Raw genomic sequence first — 19478 nt, forward strand, 5'->3', positions numbered from 1 at the left:
GCGCGGGGATGAGGGGAAATGGTGTGCCCGGGACGGGATTCGAACCCGTACGCCTTTCGGCTGCGAGGTTTAAGCTCGCTGCGTCTGCCGTTCCGCCACCCGGGCGCGGGTCGAGGGTACGTTATTTGTAGACCTTGCGGGGGTGTACGGCGTGCGCTCCGGCGACTCGGTCGAGGAAGAGTTTGCCGGCGCAGTGGTCGATCTCGTGCTGGAGGGCGCGGGCTTCGAAGGCGTCGGTGGTGATGGTGACCTCGGCGCCGGTGCCTGGGAGCAGACCGGTGACGGTCAGGCGGGTGGCGCGTTTGACGTCGCCGGTGAAGTCGGGGACGGACATGCAGCCTTCGCGGGCTTTTTCCTGGCGCGAGGATTCGACGACGACGGCGTTGCAGAGGACGAAGACGCCGTGGCAGGTGCGGGTTTTGGGGTGGCCGGTGACGTCCAGGGCGAACATTTGGGCGGAGATGCCGACCTGGGGGGCGGCCAGGCCGACGCAGCCGGGGGAGACGCGCATGGTGGCGACGAGGTCGGCGGCCAGCGCGACCATGACCGGGTCCAGGGGGTCGACGAAAGCACCCACAGCGGAGAGGACCGGGTGCGGGGCGCGGACGACGTCGAGGACCTCGCCGGCGTAGCCGAGTTGGGCGGGGCTCCAGGTGGCCAGGGTCTGGTTGAGGTGGGCGACGCTCACAGGTCGTCGCTCTCCGCCGGGCTCAGGGTGACGCCGACACCGAGCTCTTCGGCGGTGATCTCGAGAGTGCGGTCGAGGGTTTCGAGGTCGGCGGTGAGTGGGAGCTCGACCTCGGCGGTCAGGACGTAGAGGTCGCCGCTCAGGCGGGTGGCCAGGTCGGTGATCGTGCCACCGGAGGCGGCAACGAGGCGGGTGACGGCGGCGACGATGCCGGGGCGGTCGGCACCGTGGACGCTCAGCAGGTACGACGGCCCGATCGCGGCGTGCTCGTTCTCCGGGCCCATGGCGCGGACCGTGATGACCAGGTCACCGCGGAGCGGCTCCAGCGCGGTGTTGACCTCGGACAGGGAGCCGGAGCAGACGATCATCATCGCGAAATGGCCGCGCAGGAGCGTCATCGTGGAGTCTTCGAGGTTGACTCCGGTGCCGGCCAGGGCCTCGGTGACGTCCGCGATGATGCCCGGGCGATCCGGGCCGATGACGGTGACTGCGAGCTGGGTCATGCCGGGAACTTACCGTCAACCAAAGGACGAGATCACACCGACTTCGGTATCCGGACAGCCCAGAACTGCCTCGAGGGCGAATCGGCGCCGCTACATTCAACCCATGGACACGCCCGTACGACGCAACCTGCGCGACTGGTGTGTCGACGCTGTCGTGTTCCTGTTCGCGCTCGCCTTCGGCCTGGCCGTCTTCTCGGACACTCTGGCGACGATGGACGCGGACTGGAAGGTCGTGCTGGACCTGGTCTCGGGCCTGGCTCTGTGCCTGACGCTCTGGTGGCGGCGCCGCTGGCCGGTGCAGCTGGCCCTCGCGGCCGCGGTGATCTCGATCTTCTCCGAGACCGCCAGCGGCTCGACGCTCGTACTGGTCCTGTCTGTCGCGGTCTACCGCCCGCTGCGGACCACCCTGATCGTGTTCGCCGCCAACTCGATCTCCCTCGCCGCTTACCTCCAGGTCAAACAGCAGGAGGAACCGGCCGCGCTGGCCATCGCCGCCGTCTCGCTCTACACCGCCGTCGCCGGCTGGGGCCTCTACATCCGCTCCCGTCGCCAACTCCTCCAGACGCTGCGAGACCGCGCTGACCGTGCCGAGACAGTGGCCCGCCTGCAGGCCGAGCAGGGCCAACTCCGGGCCCGAGAAGAGATTGCCCGCGAGATGCACGACGTACTGGGTCATCGCCTCTCCCTGCTCAGCGTGCACGCCGGAGCCCTCGCCTACCGCGGAGAGGATGCGACGCCTAAAGAGGTAGCCGAGGCGTCCGAGGTGATTCGAGCCAGCGCCCATCAGGCACTCCAGGACCTCCGCGAGGTGATCGGCGTGCTGCGCGCCCCGGTCGGCGAGCTGCCCCAACCCACGTTCGCGGACCTGCCCGCCCTGGTCGAGGCATCCCAGGCAGCCGGCGTTCACGTCGAGCTCCAGCAGGACATCAACGGCACCCTCCCCGACCACATCGGCCGTACGGCGTACCGGATCGTCCAGGAAGGCTTGACCAACGCGATGAAACACGCGCCGGGGGAGCGTGTCGCCATCAGCGTGGTCGGTGCCCCAGGCAACGGACTCGAGCTTGAGGTCAGCAACCCGGCCCCCGATGTTCGCCGTGGCGAGGGGCAAGGACTCAAAGGCCTGAAGGAGCGCGCAGCCCTGGTGGACGGCCGGCTCGAACACGGCCGCACCCCCGACGGCGACTTCCGCCTTTCCGCCTGGCTACCGTGGCCGTCATGATCCGGGTACTCATCGTCGACGACGATCCGCTGTTGCGCGCCGGCCTCAAGCTCATGCTGGGCGGTGCGCCGGATATCCGCGTGGTCGGCGAGGCCGGTGACGGCACCGGAATCACCGGCCTGATCGAGCGGCTCGTCCCAGACGTCGTACTGATGGATATCCGGATGCCGAACACCGACGGCCTGACCGCCACCGAGACGGTACGACGCAAGCCGGGCGCCCCCGAGATCATCATCCTGACCACGTTCGACGCCGACGAACATGTCCTGCGCGCCCTTCGAGCCGGAGCCGCCGGATTCGTCCTGAAGGACACCCCACCGGCCGAGATCGTCGAGTCCGTACGGCGGGTGGCGGGCGGCCAGCCGGTGTTGTCGCCGACCGTCACCAAGCGCTTGATCACTCGAGTCGCGGCGTCCGGGCAGGACCAGCGCAAGGCCAAGGCCGTGCACCGCCTGGCCGACCTCAACGAGCGCGAACGCGAGATCGCGGTCGCCGTCGGCGAAGGAAAGTCCAACGCGGAGATCAGCGCGACCCTCTACCTGAGCGTCCCGACAGTCAAGACCCACGTCTCCCGGATTCTCACCAAACTCGATCTGAACAACCGTGTCCAGATCGCTCTGCTCGTCCACGACGCCGACCTGCTGCACGAGTAGATCTTGCGCAAGACACCTCCCGGCCACCTGTAGCTTCTATCGTTGGAACGTCCGTCCGCCCAACGGGAGGCTCTCCCATGCGCTTGCTCGCAGCCGGTCTCACTCTTGCCCTGCTGGTCCCAGCAGTACCCGCCCAGGCGTCGTACGGGCAGCCGTCCTACGATCCGGCGGCGTCCGTCGATCCGCTGATCGGCTCGCTCCGCGACGGTACGACTTGGCCGGGTGCGGTCCGGCCGTTCGGGATGATCTCGTGGAGTCCGACGAGCACGCGCGGCGACCAGACCAGCACGGGCGCGGCCAACGGATACCAGTACGACGTCACGCGCGTCCGCGGTTTCAGCCTCACTCACCTGAGCGGCGCGGGCTGTAACCCCGGTGCCGCTGGTGACATCCCGATCCTCCCGTACGTCGGCACGGTCGACTCGTCCCCGACCGCAGACACGAAGGACGCGAAGTACGCGTCGAACTTCAGCCACGCGAACGAGAAGGCCGTCCCGGGCCGCTACACCGTGACCCTGGACTCCGGCGTGAAGACCGACCTGGCCGTGACCACGCGAGCCGGTGTCGGCGAGTTCACCTTCCCGGCTGACCAGTCCGCGAACCTCCTCTTCCGTACGTCGAACTCCCTGAACGGCAGCGAGGATGCGGAGATCACCATCGACCCGAGTGGCCGGAAGGTGACCGGATCCGTGCTGACCGGCGCGTTCTGCGGCCGCCGGGCCAACGGTGGCGTGAACAACCGCAAGACCTACTACCGCCTCTACTTCACCGCGTCCTTCGACCAGCCGGTTGTTGCCAACGGCACCTGGAAGAACGGCGACCTGGCCGCGGGGAGCACACACACGACCGGCGGCGAGGGCTACGCAACCGGCGCCGACCGGGCCGGCCGTGGCTCGGGCGGCTATGTGACGTTCGCGCCCGGCGCCAAGGTGCGGATGCAGTTGGGCATCTCGTACGTGAGCCTGGCCGGCGCCGAGCAAAACCTACGCACCGAGGTACGGCGATCTGCGACGGTCGACCGAATTGCGGCGGAAGGGTACGCGGCCTGGCGGCGTGAGCTGCAGGCGATCGACGTCACCGGCGGGACCGACGCGCAGCGCACGACGTTCTACACCGCGCTCTACCACGTGCTGTTGCAGCCGAACATCTTCAACGACGTAGATGGCCGCTACCTCGGGTCCGACCTGAAGATCCACCGGCTCGCGCGCGGCCAGAAGGCGCAGTACGGAACGTTCTCCGGCTGGGATCAGTACCGCGCGCACATTCAGCTGCTCGCGTTGCTGAAGCCCGATGTAGCCGGTGACTTCGCGCAGTCGATGTATCAGTTTGCCCAGCAGAACAAGGGCGTTTGGGATCGCTGGCTGCACAACAACGGCCCGACGCACGTGATGACGGGCGATCCGGCGGCACCGACGCTGGCCACGTTCACCGCGATGGGAGTGCGCAACTTCGACGTACGGGGTGCGTTTGAGTCGCTGGCTCGCCAGGCGCGGGTGCAGAACGCGGACGCCGAGAACGACGGTGGTTGCCTAGGGCAATGTACTGGTCAGCGACCAGCTCTCGACAACTACCTGGCCAAGCACTATGCCCCGCAAGATGCTTGTCACTGCTGGGGAGGCGCTGCGGAAACCCTTGAGAACTCTCTGGCCGACTACTCGCTGGCGCAGTGGGGTCAGCGGCTCGGTGCCGACGTCAACGATCTGAAGGATCGCGGTAGTTGGTGGAAGAACACCTTCGACCCGGCCGTTGGTTACCAGCGGGCCAAGCGCTCGGACGGAACTTGGGAGCCCGGCTTCGCTCCGTCCACGCAGACAGGATTCGCGCAGGGTTCCAGCGCGACGTACACGTGGATGGTCCCGCAGGACGTCACCGGCCTGGCGCAAGCCATGGACGGCAAGGCGGTTGAGCGGCTGGACGGGTTCTTCCACGACGAGCAGGGCAATTGGGCGGTCAAGGGCGGCAGCGCAGTCCGCTATGACCCGACCAACGAGCCCGGCCTGCACGCACCCTGGCTCTACAACGGCCTCGGCGTCCCGTGGAAAACTCAGGCGACGACGCGGGAAATCGTGGACACGGTCTACGGCACCGGCCCCGCCGGTCTGCCCGGCAACGACGACCTGGGCACGCTCTCGGCCTGGTACATCTTCGCCGCGATCGGCCTCTTCCCGCAGACCCCGGGCCGCGCCGAACTCCTCGTCGGCAGCCCGCTCTTCCCGAAAGTCGAGCTCCGCCGCAGCAACGGCGTACGGATCACTGTGAACGCGCCGGCCACCACAGACGCCAACCAGTACGTGCAGTCGGCGCAGCTGAATGGGCGGCCGCGAGCGGAGTCCTGGTTGCCGGAGAGCTTCACCACCCGCGGCGGCCGGCTCGACGTACAGCTAGGAACGGCACCCACTACCTGGGGCACGGCTCCAGTCGATCACTGATGACACGGAGCCGGAATATCCTGCGCGCGTGACCAGCGACGACAAGACTCTGACCGTCGGCGAGCAGGACGCCGAGCTCGAGCAGCGCCTGAGCGACGAACTCGACACCTTCAACTTCGTGGCAACCGGTGTAAGCGACCGCGGCTCATTCTCGGTCAAGGTGACCGACGAGGCCGGTGAGCTGGTCGGCGGGCTGGCCGCTTGGACGTGGGGCGGCCTGTGCGGGATCGACATGGTCTGGATCCGTGAGGACAGCCGGAAGGACGGCTGGGGCAGCAAGGTGCTGCTGGCAGCCGAGGCAGAAGCGCAGCGGCGTGGTTGTGACCGGATCGCCGTGTCCTCGTTCACCTTCCAAGCACCGGGTTTCTACCAGCGGCACGGATACGTCGAGACCGGCCGGACCCTAGGGATCCCGGCCGGTCACGAGGACGTTCACATGTTCAAGTCCCTGGTTTAGGACTGCGTTGCGCGGCGGAACTCCTCGCGGGGTGCCTGGAGGGTGCCCAGCGAGGTGACCTCGCGGCGGAAGAACAGCGCCAGCGTCCAGTCGAGGATGACGCGGGCCTTCCGGTTGAAGGTGGGGACGCGGCTGACGTGGTACGTGCGGTGCAGGAACCAGGCCGGCCAGCCCTTGATCTTGATGCCGAACAACTGGGCGACACCCTTGTGCAGGCCGAGGCTCGCCACCGAGCCGACGTACTTGTGCTCGTAGTCCTGCGGGGCCTTGCCGTCCACGGTGCGAAGGATGTTCGCGGCGATCTGGCGGGCCTGGCGGACGGCGTGCTGCGCGTTAGGTGCGCAGTACGCGCCGTTGTCCGACGTGAGGTCCGGTACGGCGGCGTTGTCGCCGGCGGACCAGGCGTCGGTGACACCCTCGATCCGCAGGTTGGCCAGGCACTTGACGCGGCCCTTCTCGTCCAGCGGGAAGTCGGTCGCGGCCAGCGCCGGGTTCGCCTTCACACCGGCGGTCCAGACGATCGTGTCGGCGTCGAACTCCTCGCCGTCACTCAGGACCACGCGGCCCTTCTCGCAGGACTCCAGCCGGGTCTCCAGCTTGATGTCCATGTTGCGCTTGCGGAGCTGGTCGACCGTGTACTTGCCCAGGTCGGGACCGACCTCGGGCAGAATCCGGTTGGTCGCCTCGACGAGCACCCAGCGCATGTCCTCGGGCTTGATGTTGTCGTAGTACCGGGTGGCGTAGCGGGCCATGTCCTCGAGCTCCGCGAACGCCTCGACCCCGGCGTATCCACCACCGACGAAGACGAAGGTCAGCGCCGACTTGCGCAGGGCGGGGTCAGGCTGCGAGCTCGCGACGTCCAGGCGATCCAGCACCTTGTTGCGCAGCGCGATCGCTTCTTCGACGTTCTTGAATCCGAGCGCCTCCTCGGCCAGCCCCGGGATCGGCAGCGTGCGCGCGATCGAACCGAGTGCGACCACGATCTGGTCGTAGGCCAACTCGTACTCCGGGCCCTCCTCGGGCATCACCTTCGCGACCTTGTCCGCGTGGTCGATCCCGACCACCCGACCGGTCACGATCCGGCAGCCCTTGAGGGTCTTGCGCAGCGGCACCACCACGTGCCGCGGCTCCACTGATCCAGCGGCCGCCTCCGGCAGGAACGGCTGGTAGGTCATCACCGATCGCGGGTCCACCACCGTGACCCGGATCTTGCCTTTCCGGGCCGCGCGACGCAGTCCGTACGCGGTGTACATCCCGACGTAACCGCCTCCGACGACGAGGATGTGCGGCACCTGGGCTGTCATGCGATTCACTCTCCCTGAGTGTGGTTCACGACTTCATGTCTACTTCAGGTTATCCGTTCGTGAAAACTTTCACAAACCCTCCTGGGAGTGATCTCACCCACCGGAATCCCTCGCGGGAGTGATCACCCACGGCCCTATCGTGACCCTGTTCCCCGCGTTCTCCGAGCTATCCGCCGGTCCGTCATCCAACCGCAAGACACGTGCTACTCAGTCGGCCCTTCAAGTGCCAGCCGATAGCCGCTGGGGGTCCGAAGGATCAGCCGCCGATACTTCCAGTCCGGCGCCGGCTCGTTGATCTCCAGTTCGAACTCCACCCCCGCCACCCGGCACCGTTCCGCCGCCGCGTCAACGTCGGACACGGCGATCTGCCAGGTGAGCACACTCGGCGGATCGTTCTCGCCGCTGGCCTGCTGGATTCCGAAGTGGATCGTCTCGGTGCCGAACGCGATGAAGTCCGGATACTCGTCGCCCGCATAGATCACCGGCAGGCCGAGTCTCTCGTAGAACGCGCGCTCTGCAGCCAGATCGGAGACATTCAGCACCGGCGCCAATCGAGTGAACAACGGTTCGTCTGCCATGAAAAGCAGTATGCGTCCCGAAGGACTGGTAGTGGTGCCGTCGCAGCCGGGATCGGCGGAGGTGCTGAGCGTGGCCGGGGACGGATCGGCCGACTACTACCAGTCCTTCGGTACGGCGTTGCCCGATCGGGCCGACCTCGTTGTCACCCACTGCCACCTGTGGAATTCTTACGGTGATGGCCGGAACGCCCACGTCCGGCCCGCGGTGCTGCACATAGCTGGGGGGCTATCTGGTGGCTGACATCGAAGCGTTGATCAAGAAGTACTTCGTCCAGCCCGAGGACGTGGTTCTGCCGTCCGAGCCACTGCCCGCCACGTTCAGCGGCAACAAGATCACCCCGCTGATCGACGGCACCACCTACTTCGCCGATGTGAAGAAGGAGATCGACCGTCTCGGTCGTGGGACTCCGGAAGAGAACAAGAATCAGTTCATCTACCTCACCGGCTGGTGGTTGCATCTGGTGGGTGGCAACGTCGACCCTGCACCGGGCGGGTCGGGGACGACGGTCGATCTGGTGGAGCTGAAGAAGCCGTTCTCACTCGACGGCCCCGGGGCCCCTGGCCTGCTGACAGACCTGCTGAAGGCCAAGGCGAAGGCTGGAGTCGATGTCCGGGTTCTGGGCTGGGCCTCGTTCGCGATCATGGCCAGCAACTTCGTCCAGTCCAAGGCAGTGAAGGGCGGGTTGGCTTCGGTTCGCAGCACCAACATCGGCACCTTGGCCTCCATCAAGGAGTTGCGCGCCGAAGCCACCCTTGCCGAGAAGGTCTGGGTCAACATCCTGACCCACTCCGCCGGTGCGGCACACACCAAGCTCGTGGTCGTTGGGAGCGGCAGCAGTGCCGTCGGGTACACCGGTGGGATCGACTTCTCGGGCGACCGCCACGGCGGTCAGCCGCATCCTGCCGAAGACTGGCACGACGTGCAGACCAGAGTCGAGGGCCCGGCTGTGCAGGCGCTGCACGACTACTTCCGCGAGATGTGGAACGAGATCAGAGTTCGAAAAGTGCGACCCTTCCGCCTCGCGACCGCCGATGTCCCCAGCCACACGCTTGGGACCCCTGAGTTGGCTGCGCGTACCTTGTCGACCGCACCAGTGGGCAAACATCGTGTGCAGTCACTGCGCACCCTGCCCCAGTTCAACTACACGAGCTTCAACCAATTGCCCGAGAACCAGAAGATCTCGTTCGCTCCGGATGGTCGCTTCGAGATTCGCACCGCTTGGCTCAAGGCGATCAAGGCCGCCGAGCAGTACATCTACATCGAGGATCAGGCGTACTGGTCGATGGAGCTGTTGGAGGCAGTGCGAGAGGCTGTCCAGCACAAACCCGATCTCAGGGTGCTCCTGGTCACCGGACTCGCCGATCCGACCGATCCGGCGCTACCGCCGTACGCGTCGTTCGCGCTGACCCAGGGGTTGCTGAAGGGATTGACCTCCGGGCAGCGCACACAGGTTGCGAGGTTTTCGCGCGACGTTGTGGTGCACAGCAAGAGCACGATCGTCGACGACCACTGGGCAATCATCGGGTCGGCCAACGTCACCCGGCGCAGTCTCTACACCGATATCGAACACGCGGTCGCCTTCCTGGACGACGAAGATGCGCTGGTGCAGCAGTACCGGATCGGGCTGTGGGGTGACGCTTTCCGTCTCGCCGCGGCCGATCAGCAGAAGATTGCCGATATCAACAAGGCGCTCAATGTCTGGAACAGCGCCTGGGGTACGCCGGGCAGCGGTGTCCTCCTGCCACCGAGTGTCACCCGCGTGGATTTTCCCACACCGATAATCCTCGCCGAGGAGGAGCAGGAGAAGTACGACCGTTACTCCGACGTCGACTCGCGCCAGCCTTGGGGAGGTTGCCGGCCATGAGAATCTTCGTGACCCTGAAGGACTATCTGGGCGAGAAGTGGCCGGCGTTCCTGCCCAAGCCACCCGATCCTGCCGTCCTCTCCCACATCTGGATCGAGCCGCCGGAAGCTGTTGCCACGCTCGACAAGGCCAGCCTCGTCAGCCGGTTGCTGCTGGAGGAGGACCTCGTCCTACCGCTGCCTGGGCTCGCTGCGGTGAGCCTCGTCGTCCAGCGGGGGAGTGATGCCGAGGGGATCGGACTCGGGATCGACATCTTCCCGAAGACGGTCCTCAAGGTGACCGATGTGCCCGTTGCGCTTCGGTTCGGGCCGGAGTTGTTGCGCCCGATGCGGAAGGTGAACGGGGGCTACGAGCCTGACCCCAGTCGCCCGTACGTCGAGATCGGCGTACCGAAGCTCGATGTGAGCGCGAGCAAGGACGGCATCAGTTTCGATGCTCCGTTCTCCGCGCAGCTGCCGTACCCGGTGCAGATCGGCGCGACCGGCGCGATCGTTGACGGCGCCGCGGTGACCTTCCATCGGGAGGGTGGGAAGGCTTGCCTTGTCCTGCAGTGGAAGGGCGGGCTGAACGCGCTGCTCGGGAAGCTTGTTCCGAACCTGGGCGACCGTAGTCCGGCTGGGGACCAGCAGATCACCTTGCGGATGATCATCGGTGACGGGCTGGAAGAGGTCCGGGTCGACTGGCAGGCGGCCGCTCCGGGCGCGTCGTTCTCGCTGCCAGGGCTGAGCGTCAACGTGCCGGCCTCCGGCCGATTCTCGCTGTTGCTGATGGGGACGCGCGCCGCGTTCGTCGTCACGTTGACCGGCAACGATCCGCTGACCGCAGGCAGCACCTTCGCCTGGGGGCGCGACGGTGATCGTGAGCTGCACAACGACGAACCGCCGCAGCCGCCGGACAAGCCGTTGTTCAGTGTCAGCCTGAAGCCGCCCGGCGGATCGCGCAGCCTGGTGCTGCTCGATGTCGAGCTTGGCTCCCCGAAGCTTCCGGGCTTCTTTCAAGAGCTCGGTACTCCGATTCCGCCGCTCGACCTCGAGGACTGTACGCCGACCGTCTACGACCCGGCCGATCTCACGCCGGGCTGGACTGCGCAGCTGAGTGTCAACCTCGACAGCGGCGATTTCACGCTGCCGTTTCTCAAGCAGGGCAATGCCGACAACGGGCAGTTCCTGCAGCTCTACACGGACACGCCGCTCACCGGGCTGCCGATCACGCTGCCGCAGGGTGAGGTCAGCTTCGACATCGGGATGCGGTTGAAGGTTCTGAGTCTGAGCTTCGATCTGCTCTGCCGGCTCACCTTCGATCTGAGCACGTTCGCGCTCAAGGTCGATCACGAGCAGGGGATCCAGTTGCGGTCGAAGGAGGCCGAGCGGGAGTTCCCCGAGCTGTTCGGGATGCGGTGGCGGTTCAAGGGGAAGGACCTGGGCGACAAGACCTTCCACTACTTCACGATCGCCACGAAGAACTATCACTACCAGATCCAGCAGCCGGACGGCGCCGTACTGGAGCTTGATTTCACGCGGGCCAGCGAGGAGCCGATCACCTTCAGCGTGAAGGACTTCGCGCTGACACCGAAGGGCGTCAACCTCGCCGCAACGGTGACCGATCGGCCGGCCCGGCTGAACGGGTTGCGGACGCGTTTCCGCTTCACTGACAGCGGTTTCACGATTCGTGAGAACCGCATCGCCGACTTCACGCTCGCCGGTTCCGGTCCGCTGCCGCCGGACCTTGTCGGCGATGCCACGGCCGATATCGCCCTCCAGTTCGCCCAGCGCGACGGCGGCAACCTGACGCTTGTTCAAGGCGCTGCGAATCTGCGCGGCGTGAAACTCCTTGACTGCAAGGGAACTCGCTTCCAGTTCTCCGTCGACGCCCTGGGGCTGCGCTTCGTCGATGACGGCGCGTTCCACCTGTACTTCACCGTCACTGGTTCCGCCCAGTTCACCCCGGCGCCCGGTGACGACTCCAACGGCCCGTTGGCCTTGCTGGGCAAGGTACGGATCGACCTCGTCCAGTGCCCACTCACCGGCGATGCGAGCGTGATCGCCAAGCATGTGAAATTCCTGATCGAGCTCCCGAAGCCGGTCACCTTCAACTTCCTCGGCTGTTTCGAGATGGAGCTGCGTGCGATCGGTTTCGTCCCGCAGTGCGAGTTCTTCGACGGTGACGGCGCCATGCAGGTGACCGGCCAGTTGCGGTTCGCCCAAGGCCCAGGCGACACCCCGGACTCACGGCCCGACTATCACCAGCTGTTCATCGGTCTCCCCGCTCCGGGCGAGTTCGTGCCGCGCCTGCACTTCACACGCCTGGCCGTGAATCTGGCGCTCGGCGCCGCGTTCAAGCTCAGCGGTGTGGTCGATTTCGTCGACGAGCCCGACCAGACCGGCTTGGTCGGCGAAGGCGTCGTACAGATTCAGGGCCTGCCCACGATCGCGGCCAGCTTCGGCTTCCTGCGGGTACGGCGGGGGCCGGGGCAGCCGTGGTTGCGGGCGTGGTTCCTCTACCTGGAGATCCGCAAGGTCAGCTTCATGATCCCGGTCGTGCAGATCTATCTGCGGGAGGTCGGGCTGGGCTTCGGCTACCGGTACACGATCGCGGCGATCAAGGCGGCCGATGCCGAGAACGACGTCAAGAAGCTGCTCAAAACCCTCGAAGGGCTCTCCCGGACCCAGGGCGATCTGTCCAAACGCGACCGCTGGGCGGTGGATCTGGAGGAGGCCGGCCAGGACCCGCGCTGGACGATCGTGCTGCGCGCGATGATCTCGCAGACGTCGGCCTCGGCCTCGCCGCTGCGCTACGAAGAGTTCGCGGAGATGGATCTCGCCTGTATTTTCCTGGTCGACGCGATCATCGCGTTCCGCAGCGACCTGACCTTCTTCATGGCGGTGCGCGGCTGGTTCAACACGAACTACAACGACTACGTCACCAACAAGGACGGCGCGCGCGAGAACCCGATCCTGAGTGGGTTCGTGCTGCTGTCCCCGCGGCAGAAGCGGTTTCTGGCGCACGTCTCCAAGCCCGAGGGCGGCAAGCCTGGCGTCCATCCGCCACTGCCGGACTTCGTCCGCGACGCGATCGGCAACAGCCGCTTCTCGGCGACCCTGCTGATCGAACCGGGGCTGTTCCACTACGAGCTCGGCTGGCCGAACATGCTGCGCTGGCACACGACGCTCGGCCCGCTGTCGGTCGAGGTCGAGGGCGGCTTCATCTTCCGCGTCTCGACCACCGAACTGGTGCTCGGCACGAGCTTCCTGGCCCGCGGCAAGCTCGAACTGAGCGCCGGCGTGGATCTCGGCCTGATCGGGATGCGGGTCAGCGCGCTGGCGCGGGTGGCGTTCGGGGCGCGCTACATCGGCGTGATCGACCTCCGCAACCCGCTCGACGACTCGGCCGTCTACGGCGCGATCGGGCTGGAGGTGCAGATCAGTTTCTCGATCGAGTTCTGGATCAAGATCCCGCTGGTCTTCACCACCATCAAACTGTCGTTCAGCTTCAGCCTGGAGATCACGTTCAGCGCCGGACTCGAAATCGGGGCCAAGGGCCTGAGCATCCCGGGTGTCCGCGGCGTCGGGGTCATCGGTGTTTCCTGCTGCGGGCACAGCCTGCAGGCCACAGTCAGGGTGGCCTTCAAGGAGGACAACGTCCAGGCCGCTCTCGATCGGACCAAGGAGTTCCTGTCGCTGGGGCTCGAGGCGACCGAGGTGGAGCCGGTCCCCGGTACTGCGGGTGTACGGCGGGACGCCGTGCGGGCGTTTGATCAGGATCTGGCCGTGGTCATGGAGCCCGTGGTCGACTCGTTCCACGTGCCCGGCTACACGGTCTTCGTACTGCGTGAGTCGCCGAGCTGGGATGTCGAGGGGCAGGTCTACTTCGTGCTGCTGCCTCAGGCCGAGCGGCTGCTGCGTGACGCCGGAGGAAACGTCGTAGTAGTCGATGGCTTCCCGGTGGCCGCGCCGGAGGTGGGCTTCCTGCCGCCTCCGCCGGCACCGAACACTGTGGTCACGAAGGACTTCGCTCTGCGCGTGCCGATCCCGGCCGCCGGTGAGGGCTATGCGCTGCGGCACTTCGAGCCACTGCCCAACGCAGGGTTCATCGACGTGACTGCTGCGCTCACGTCCGGCCAGCCAATCAGCTGGTCGGTCAAGTGGGACGCAGTCCTCTATCAGGGAGCTGCCGAGAGCCGCCTGGTGAACCCGGTGACCGGGCAGCCGGATCCAGCGGTGCCGATGGACGGACTCAGCCTGGCGCAGCACGTCGGCAACGCCTTCAAGCAGGTCTACACCGGGGCGGGCCCAACTGCGGTTGGGCATCCGGTCGGCGACCCCGACGGCCTTGGCACCGAGCGGACTGCGGTCGTTGACCCGCGGGTGCAGAACCCATCGGACAGCTCGTTCGAAGCGGCTGTACGAGGCGCATACGAGCAGTTCAACGGCTCACCGTTTCTCAAGCGTGACCCGGACGAACTCTACGAGCAGCTGCTCGAGAAGGCCTTCGACCCGAAGACGTCGGTCTACTCCGCCGATGGCCTGGCCGGCGACAACAGCGACCCCAGTACGGTCAGTACTGCGCAGGGCAACCAGCAGGCGCACCAGCTGCGCGGGGTGATCATTCACGACATCATTTCCGACCTGCGGGCGTTCCACGCGCAGAGCAGTCAGCAGGAGCGCGACAAGCTGGCAGCGAGTTCCCTGGCCTTCCAGATGGGGCTGGTGTTCGCGGTGCGGCCCACCAACAACCGCCTCCCGGCCTGGCTGGACGGAGTGGCGACCACGCGCGCAGCGCAGCCGTCGATCAGCCAGCGGGAGCGGCCCGAGGCGACTGCGCCTGGTGCGACGAGTGAGGACGTCCGTACGTTCAATGTCGCGAAGTCCCAGTTCAGCCTGTACCCGCCCGAGTTCGAGCAGGTGCGTCAGTACAACGACGCCGGCACGATCGCCCTGACCTGGGACCTCACCTGGCAGCGCGCGGCCGGGACCGGCGTGACGCGCGTCCAGAACGACCCGGACCACCACCTCGCGCACTACCTGGTACGGCGGCGGTCGATGGACGGCGATGAGGCCGAGCACACCACCACAGTGAAGCCCGTCAAGGTGCTGCACCGGGATGAGCCGGACACGCTCTCGATGCTGCAGCCGCGCTTCCAGGTGGTGGATCACTTCGCCGACACCGCGGCGGACCTCGCTGCACTGCCGCGTGAGGGGCGCAGCTACGTCTACACGATCACTCCGGTCGACTACGCCGGTACGGCGGGACGACCGCTGACCCTGATCGCAACGCGGTACCCGAACACGCCACCCGCCGTACCTGTCGATGGGGATCTCACCGTCAGCTACAGCATCGCTCCGTCCGATCTGGAGCCCGCAGGGAGCGCAGCGACGCCGCAGGTGCTGCCGCCGCGACAGGTGTCGGTGGAGTGGACCGAACCGGCTCGTGAGAACGGGCCGTCGGTTCCGATCCGCACGTACCGGCTGATCTTCCGCCGCGAGAGCACTGTGCCGATCGGTTCCTACGGACTGGACAGTACGACGCAGCGCGGGCGCACTGCCGGTCTGCCGACGTCCAACGCCCGTCCGCTGCCGACCGATATCAAGATCGACCTTGAGCATGTCTTCGGGCCTCCTGGTGCACGCGTGGCAGTGATCCCGGTCGACGTACTGCGTGCCAAAGGCGTGCTACCCGAGGGGCCGTGGCGGCCCGAGGCGTGGCGAGTGTTCTTCCAGACGATCTCCGACCGCGACGTGCCGTCGGCACTGGCGCCGGTGCAGCTCCTGCTCGCTGCTGAGGCGGTAGCGACGCCACCGACGTCAGCAGCGCCAAGCGACCATGTCGAGGTGTCGGGCAATCCGCGCGAGGAACGCCGGCCGGCCGAGCTGGAGTGGCTCCCGCGCCCGACCAGCTTCGCCGTGGTGCAGCCCGAGGACGAGCGGGCCGAGCCAGGCCCGGCGCACACGCCGATGCCACTCCCGACCAGTACGGCGCCCTTCGTCTTCACTGGCGATCTCGGGGCGATCGTCGGGTTCCAGCCGCATCCGCTGGGGATCCGGGCGATCCGGTTCCGGTGGAACCAGGGTCCGAGCGGCTCGGCGGCGTATCCACTGGATCTGAACGCCGGCTTCCGCCTGTACGAGCTGAACATCGACGCGGCCACCACTGACACGTTCGCCAGTGGTGCCCGGCTGGCCGAGGAGCTGCGGCTCCTGCAAGAGGTCCAGATGCTCCCGGCCGACGACCTGCCGCTGATGCCAGGGGACACCCTGAACACCAGCCAGTGGGAGGCCTGGTATCCCGGTGCGATCCAGCGCCGCCGCCAGCCGGACGCCTCTGCTCACGGCATCCAAGAGGAGCGTGGGCCTTGGTACTCCTGGCAGGACTCGCACCTGGAGTGGCCGGAGTGGGCGGGCGTCACGCAGCCCGATGGGCGCCGTAAGACAGCCACACATCCGCTTCTTGAACGTCTCGTGGAGCGCTTGCGGGCCATGCGGCCTGGCAGCGTCATCGACGGGCAGGGCTTGTTGTCGAACGGCTATGCGGCCGCACTGCAGGTCAGCCCGCCGACGCTGCCCAACGACCTGGCTGACTTCATGGCCAGTTGCCCGCCGGGCGCAGACCGGTATGGCTGGGGTGTCCTGCAACGTCTCGGGCTGGCGGTGACGTTCAGCCTGCATGACCCGGTCACAGGGACCCTGTACGGGCCGAAGCTGGTCGAGCTGCTTCAGGAACTCCTTACGCAGCTGGGGAACAGCGCTGACCCCGATGCGGCAGCCTTTGCGGCCTTCCGGCGTCACTTCCACGTTGAGCTGCTCTTCCAGCCGGGCCGCAGCGTCCAGCTCAGTGAGCGGCCGGCTGCGACCGACGACCTGCTGGCCATGGTGCAGATCAGTCTGCGACCGACCGTTCAGCAGCGACTGCGCTACCGCGCTGTCACGATCAAGGGGCACTCGAACACCGAGGTGGACGTGCGCTTCACGCTCACCAAGCCCTGCGGTGTGGTCAACCGGCCGGACAGCGGTGCCGGCCAGCGGGAGCTCGATCCGCAGGAGAACATCGCCCAGATCGTGAGGCTTCCGCTCAACGGTGAGGCTGCAGTGTTCCTGCGCGGTGCCGAGCTCCCTGCGACGATCGAGGTGCGTCCTTCGATCAGGCTGACTGCGGCTCCGATCGGGCCACTCGACCAGGCGGTCCTAACGTACGACAGCACCCTCAAGACGCTCAGTGCGAGCACCATGCTCAGTGCTGACCAGCTCAAGCAGCTCAAGCCATCGCTGGCAGCAGCGGACCGGCAGGCTGCCGAGAGTCTGGCGGGCACAGTGCAGATCGACGACTTCGGTCCGACCGACGAGCGCACCAACCACTTCACCGTCTCGACCGGTGCGCTGGCCAAGGCCTTCGCTGACGGCACCACGCCCGAGAGCACGCACTGGCTGCGGCTGAAGTACTACCTGGAGACACTGAACAGCACTGACCTCAAGGAGACCAGAGCGGTCACAGTGCCTACCGGTGAGACCGAGATCGCGCAGGTGCTGCCCGACGTGCTGGCGTGGACGGCTCGCTTCTTCGACGCCAGCGGTGCGATCAATGCGGGGCCGGGCGTGCTCGGTAAGACAGGCGCCGGGCCGTGGGCAGCTACGGCGTACCCACGCGCAGGGTCGCCCGCAGTAGCCACACCAGACGACAGCGGGCGTCTCACTTATACCCAGCTCGTTGAAGACCGCTGGGCACACACACTGCGCTACTACTTGCAGCCTTACGGCCGCTATGACCTGCTCTGGCAGAGTCTGCGCCGTTCGCCCACGCTGTTCCCAGGCCGGGCGGCCACTGAGATCGACACGCCAGTCGTGACGGTGGATCCGGCTGCGGGTGGGCTCGACGTGGTCATCGACCGTACGCAGGCCGTCGACGCGCCACTGATCCTCAGCTCGCGCAGACTCGACGAGGCGGCCACTCCGGCGCGGCCGGCGGCCCCGGGCGCACTCTGGGAAGTGATCGTCGCCCAGCATCACGAGCAGGCACTGGCCGAGCGCAACCAGACCCTGGTCCGTCAGCTCACCTTCCGGCAGATCGCCTTCAGCCTGCTGCGTCGCTTCGGCTATGCGAGCTGGTACTACTGGCTGCTCGACTTCGCCAAGGACCACCAGCTCCAGCTGCCGGTGCGACTGATCGAGGGCGAGTACCCAGGCATCCCGCAGCAGCTTCCGGGAGAGCCGGACCATCTGGCTCTGGACAGCACCGACGAGCTGGACGAGCTCCGCGGTCTCGACCTGCCCGAGCGGGTCGGGAACTTCTCGCAGGGCGTGGTTGCTTTGCAGTGGCGGGCGCTGCCGTTCTACTACGACCACCGCCTGCTGCTGATCGCCCAGACCGACAACACGGTCTCGCCGATCAACAGCGTCACCCAGCGCGACCTGACGTACCGGTCACCGTTGCCTAAAGCAACCGTGACCGGATCGGACATCGTGTGGCGCCGGCTGCCACCGTTCCCGGATGGACAGCCGGGTGAGTTCCGGCGTGACACCCGCGTGCGCAGCATCACCATCCCGCTGCGCCGGTTCTGGGACAGCCTGCCGGACGACGCACAGCAGCGGTGGCCAGGTGAGGCGCCTGACGCAACCACCGGTACGGCGCCTGCCCGCAAGCTGAGCGCGCTGCCCGACCCCGAGGTCGTGTACCAGATCGTCGAACTGTTCAGCGGCAACATCGAAGTACAGGCTGAATGCTTCTACGACGTGGAGGCGCAGAAGTTCACGCATCGCCAGCTGGGGAAGCGATTCCTGGTCGCACAGACCACGCTCCTGCCGCCGACCGGCGTACTGGGTGACTTCCCGCTGGCGGTAGACCTGGTGCAGGTGACCGAGGAGCAGCTGAGCACTGGCTACTCCACGGCGAACCTGCCACCGGATACCCGCAACCGCGTTGCGATCGAAGAGCACGGGCGGCTGCTGTTCGCCGGTGTGATGACGAAGGCCGACCGGGACGCTCTGGTCCGGCTGATGAGCGCCGCGGACGCAGCGAAGATCCAGGCGCTGTTCGAGACTTGGTACGTCACCGAGCCGGTCAGTGCGGCCGCTACGAACCTGCCCAGCGGGTTCGACGGGCTGATCGACTTCGTGCCCACTCAGACCATGACGCTGGTGTGGGAAGGGCCGTCGGACGCTGCAGCGACTCAGCTGCAGCAGCTTCCCGGCGACAGCGCTTTCACGGGAGCCATCGCGCAGATCGTCACTCAGGCGACCGGTGCGGCTCCGGATGCTGTGACCCGAGTGGAGATCCCGGTCGGGCCGGAGCAGATCCCAGACGAGCTTGCGAACAAGGCGCAGCTCGCCCGTAACGCAGCCGGTACGGCGTACGTCTCGCTCGGCTGGACCGGGGCGATGACTACTGTGGACACCGAGGCGCTACGGCGCTGGGCGAAGTTCCGGGAGTTCAGCGAGGCGGTCGAGGAGCTGATCGTCGCTGTGCAGGACGGGGACCACGCACAGGACGCGGTCATCACAGTGCCCTTCACCGTGCCGGTGCGGCCGCTGCAAACCGCGCTGACCGGAGTGGTGGCGGACAAGCTGCTGCTCGGCACATTGCTGCTGCGCTACCACGGCATGATGCGCGCCACCGATCCGGAGGCGCTGATCACGCGCTACCCAGGCCGGCCCGACCAGCGCGCTCTCCGGCGGCTGCACCGAGCCAGCCAGGGCAGCGGCATGCGTGGACGGGACTTGGTGATCCGCGCCCGCCGCGGCAGCGCCGTACCGAGTGAGCCGCGTCCGATCGACCCCGCGAACATCTAGGCC

11 protein-coding genes and 1 tRNA gene are annotated in these 19478 nt (G+C 66.8%); 7 read left to right on the plus strand and 5 right to left on the minus strand.

Annotation, left to right across the window (positions count from 1 at the left end):
* Nucleotides 1-24: 24 nt before the first annotated feature.
* From E1263_RS17715 to E1263_RS17725, 3 genes are all read right to left on the minus strand, one after another.
* Nucleotides 25-105, minus strand: a tRNA-Leu gene (locus tag E1263_RS17715).
* A gap of 16 nt (nucleotides 106-121) precedes the next feature.
* A complete protein-coding gene (locus tag E1263_RS17720) occupies nucleotides 122-688 on the minus strand; it encodes a peptide deformylase (protein WP_202868938.1) in 567 nt (188 codons plus the stop codon).
* Entirely contained in the window at nucleotides 685-1191 is a 507-nt protein-coding gene (locus tag E1263_RS17725) for a glycine cleavage system transcriptional repressor (RefSeq protein WP_132168677.1), read from the minus strand. Before E1263_RS17725 ends, E1263_RS17720 begins: the two co-directional genes overlap by 4 nt.
* Before the next feature lie 103 nt (nucleotides 1192-1294).
* Here E1263_RS17725 and E1263_RS17730 point away from each other — a divergent pair, with 103 nt between their 5' ends.
* From E1263_RS17730 to E1263_RS17745, 4 genes are all read left to right on the plus strand, one after another.
* Entirely contained in the window at nucleotides 1295-2413 is a 1119-nt protein-coding gene (locus tag E1263_RS17730; RefSeq protein ID WP_132168679.1) for a sensor histidine kinase, read from the plus strand.
* Nucleotides 2410-3066, plus strand: coding sequence for a response regulator (locus E1263_RS17735; protein WP_132168681.1), 657 nt, complete (start codon nucleotides 2410-2412; stop codon nucleotides 3064-3066). Before E1263_RS17730 ends, E1263_RS17735 begins: the two co-directional genes overlap by 4 nt.
* Before the next feature lie 77 nt (nucleotides 3067-3143).
* On the plus strand, nucleotides 3144-5495 hold the full coding sequence (locus tag E1263_RS17740; RefSeq protein WP_132168683.1) for a GH92 family glycosyl hydrolase: 2352 nt from the start codon (nucleotides 3144-3146) through the stop codon (nucleotides 5493-5495).
* A gap of 28 nt (nucleotides 5496-5523) precedes the next feature.
* Nucleotides 5524-5952: a GNAT family N-acetyltransferase gene (locus E1263_RS17745; protein WP_132168685.1), complete on the plus strand. Its 429-nt coding sequence runs from the start codon at nucleotides 5524-5526 to the stop codon at nucleotides 5950-5952.
* Here the strand turns inward: E1263_RS17745 and E1263_RS17750 are convergent.
* Nucleotides 5949-7256 (minus strand): NAD(P)/FAD-dependent oxidoreductase, encoded by a 1308-nt coding sequence (locus tag E1263_RS17750; RefSeq protein ID WP_132168687.1) that lies wholly within the window; start codon nucleotides 7254-7256, stop codon nucleotides 5949-5951. The genes E1263_RS17745 and E1263_RS17750 overlap by 4 nt on opposite strands.
* Before the next feature lie 203 nt (nucleotides 7257-7459).
* Nucleotides 7460-7834 carry a VOC family protein gene (locus E1263_RS17755; protein ID WP_132168689.1) on the minus strand — a complete coding sequence of 125 codons (375 nt, stop codon included), beginning with the start codon at nucleotides 7832-7834 and terminating at the stop codon, nucleotides 7460-7462.
* Here E1263_RS17755 and E1263_RS17760 point away from each other — a divergent pair.
* Genes E1263_RS17760 through E1263_RS17770 form a run of 3 tightly spaced genes read left to right on the plus strand, consistent with a single transcriptional unit; the run spans nucleotide 7833 to nucleotide 19475 of the window.
* Complete coding sequence (locus E1263_RS17760) at nucleotides 7833-8075, plus strand: hypothetical protein (protein WP_132168691.1); 243 nt, start codon at nucleotides 7833-7835, stop codon at nucleotides 8073-8075. The genes E1263_RS17755 and E1263_RS17760 overlap by 2 nt on opposite strands.
* The gene (locus E1263_RS17765) at nucleotides 8068-9699 is read left to right on the plus strand and encodes a phospholipase D family protein (protein ID WP_132168693.1); all 1632 of its coding nucleotides are present in this window, start codon (nucleotides 8068-8070) and stop codon (nucleotides 9697-9699) included. Before E1263_RS17760 ends, E1263_RS17765 begins: the two co-directional genes overlap by 8 nt.
* On the plus strand, nucleotides 9696-19475 hold the full coding sequence (locus E1263_RS17770; RefSeq protein ID WP_132168695.1) for a hypothetical protein: 9780 nt from the start codon (nucleotides 9696-9698) through the stop codon (nucleotides 19473-19475). Before E1263_RS17765 ends, E1263_RS17770 begins: the two co-directional genes overlap by 4 nt.
* Nucleotides 19476-19478 lie beyond the last annotated feature (3 nt).

The sequence above is a fragment of the Kribbella antibiotica genome, from assembly GCF_004349055.1.
GTDB lineage: Bacteria > Actinomycetota > Actinomycetes > Propionibacteriales > Kribbellaceae > Kribbella > Kribbella antibiotica.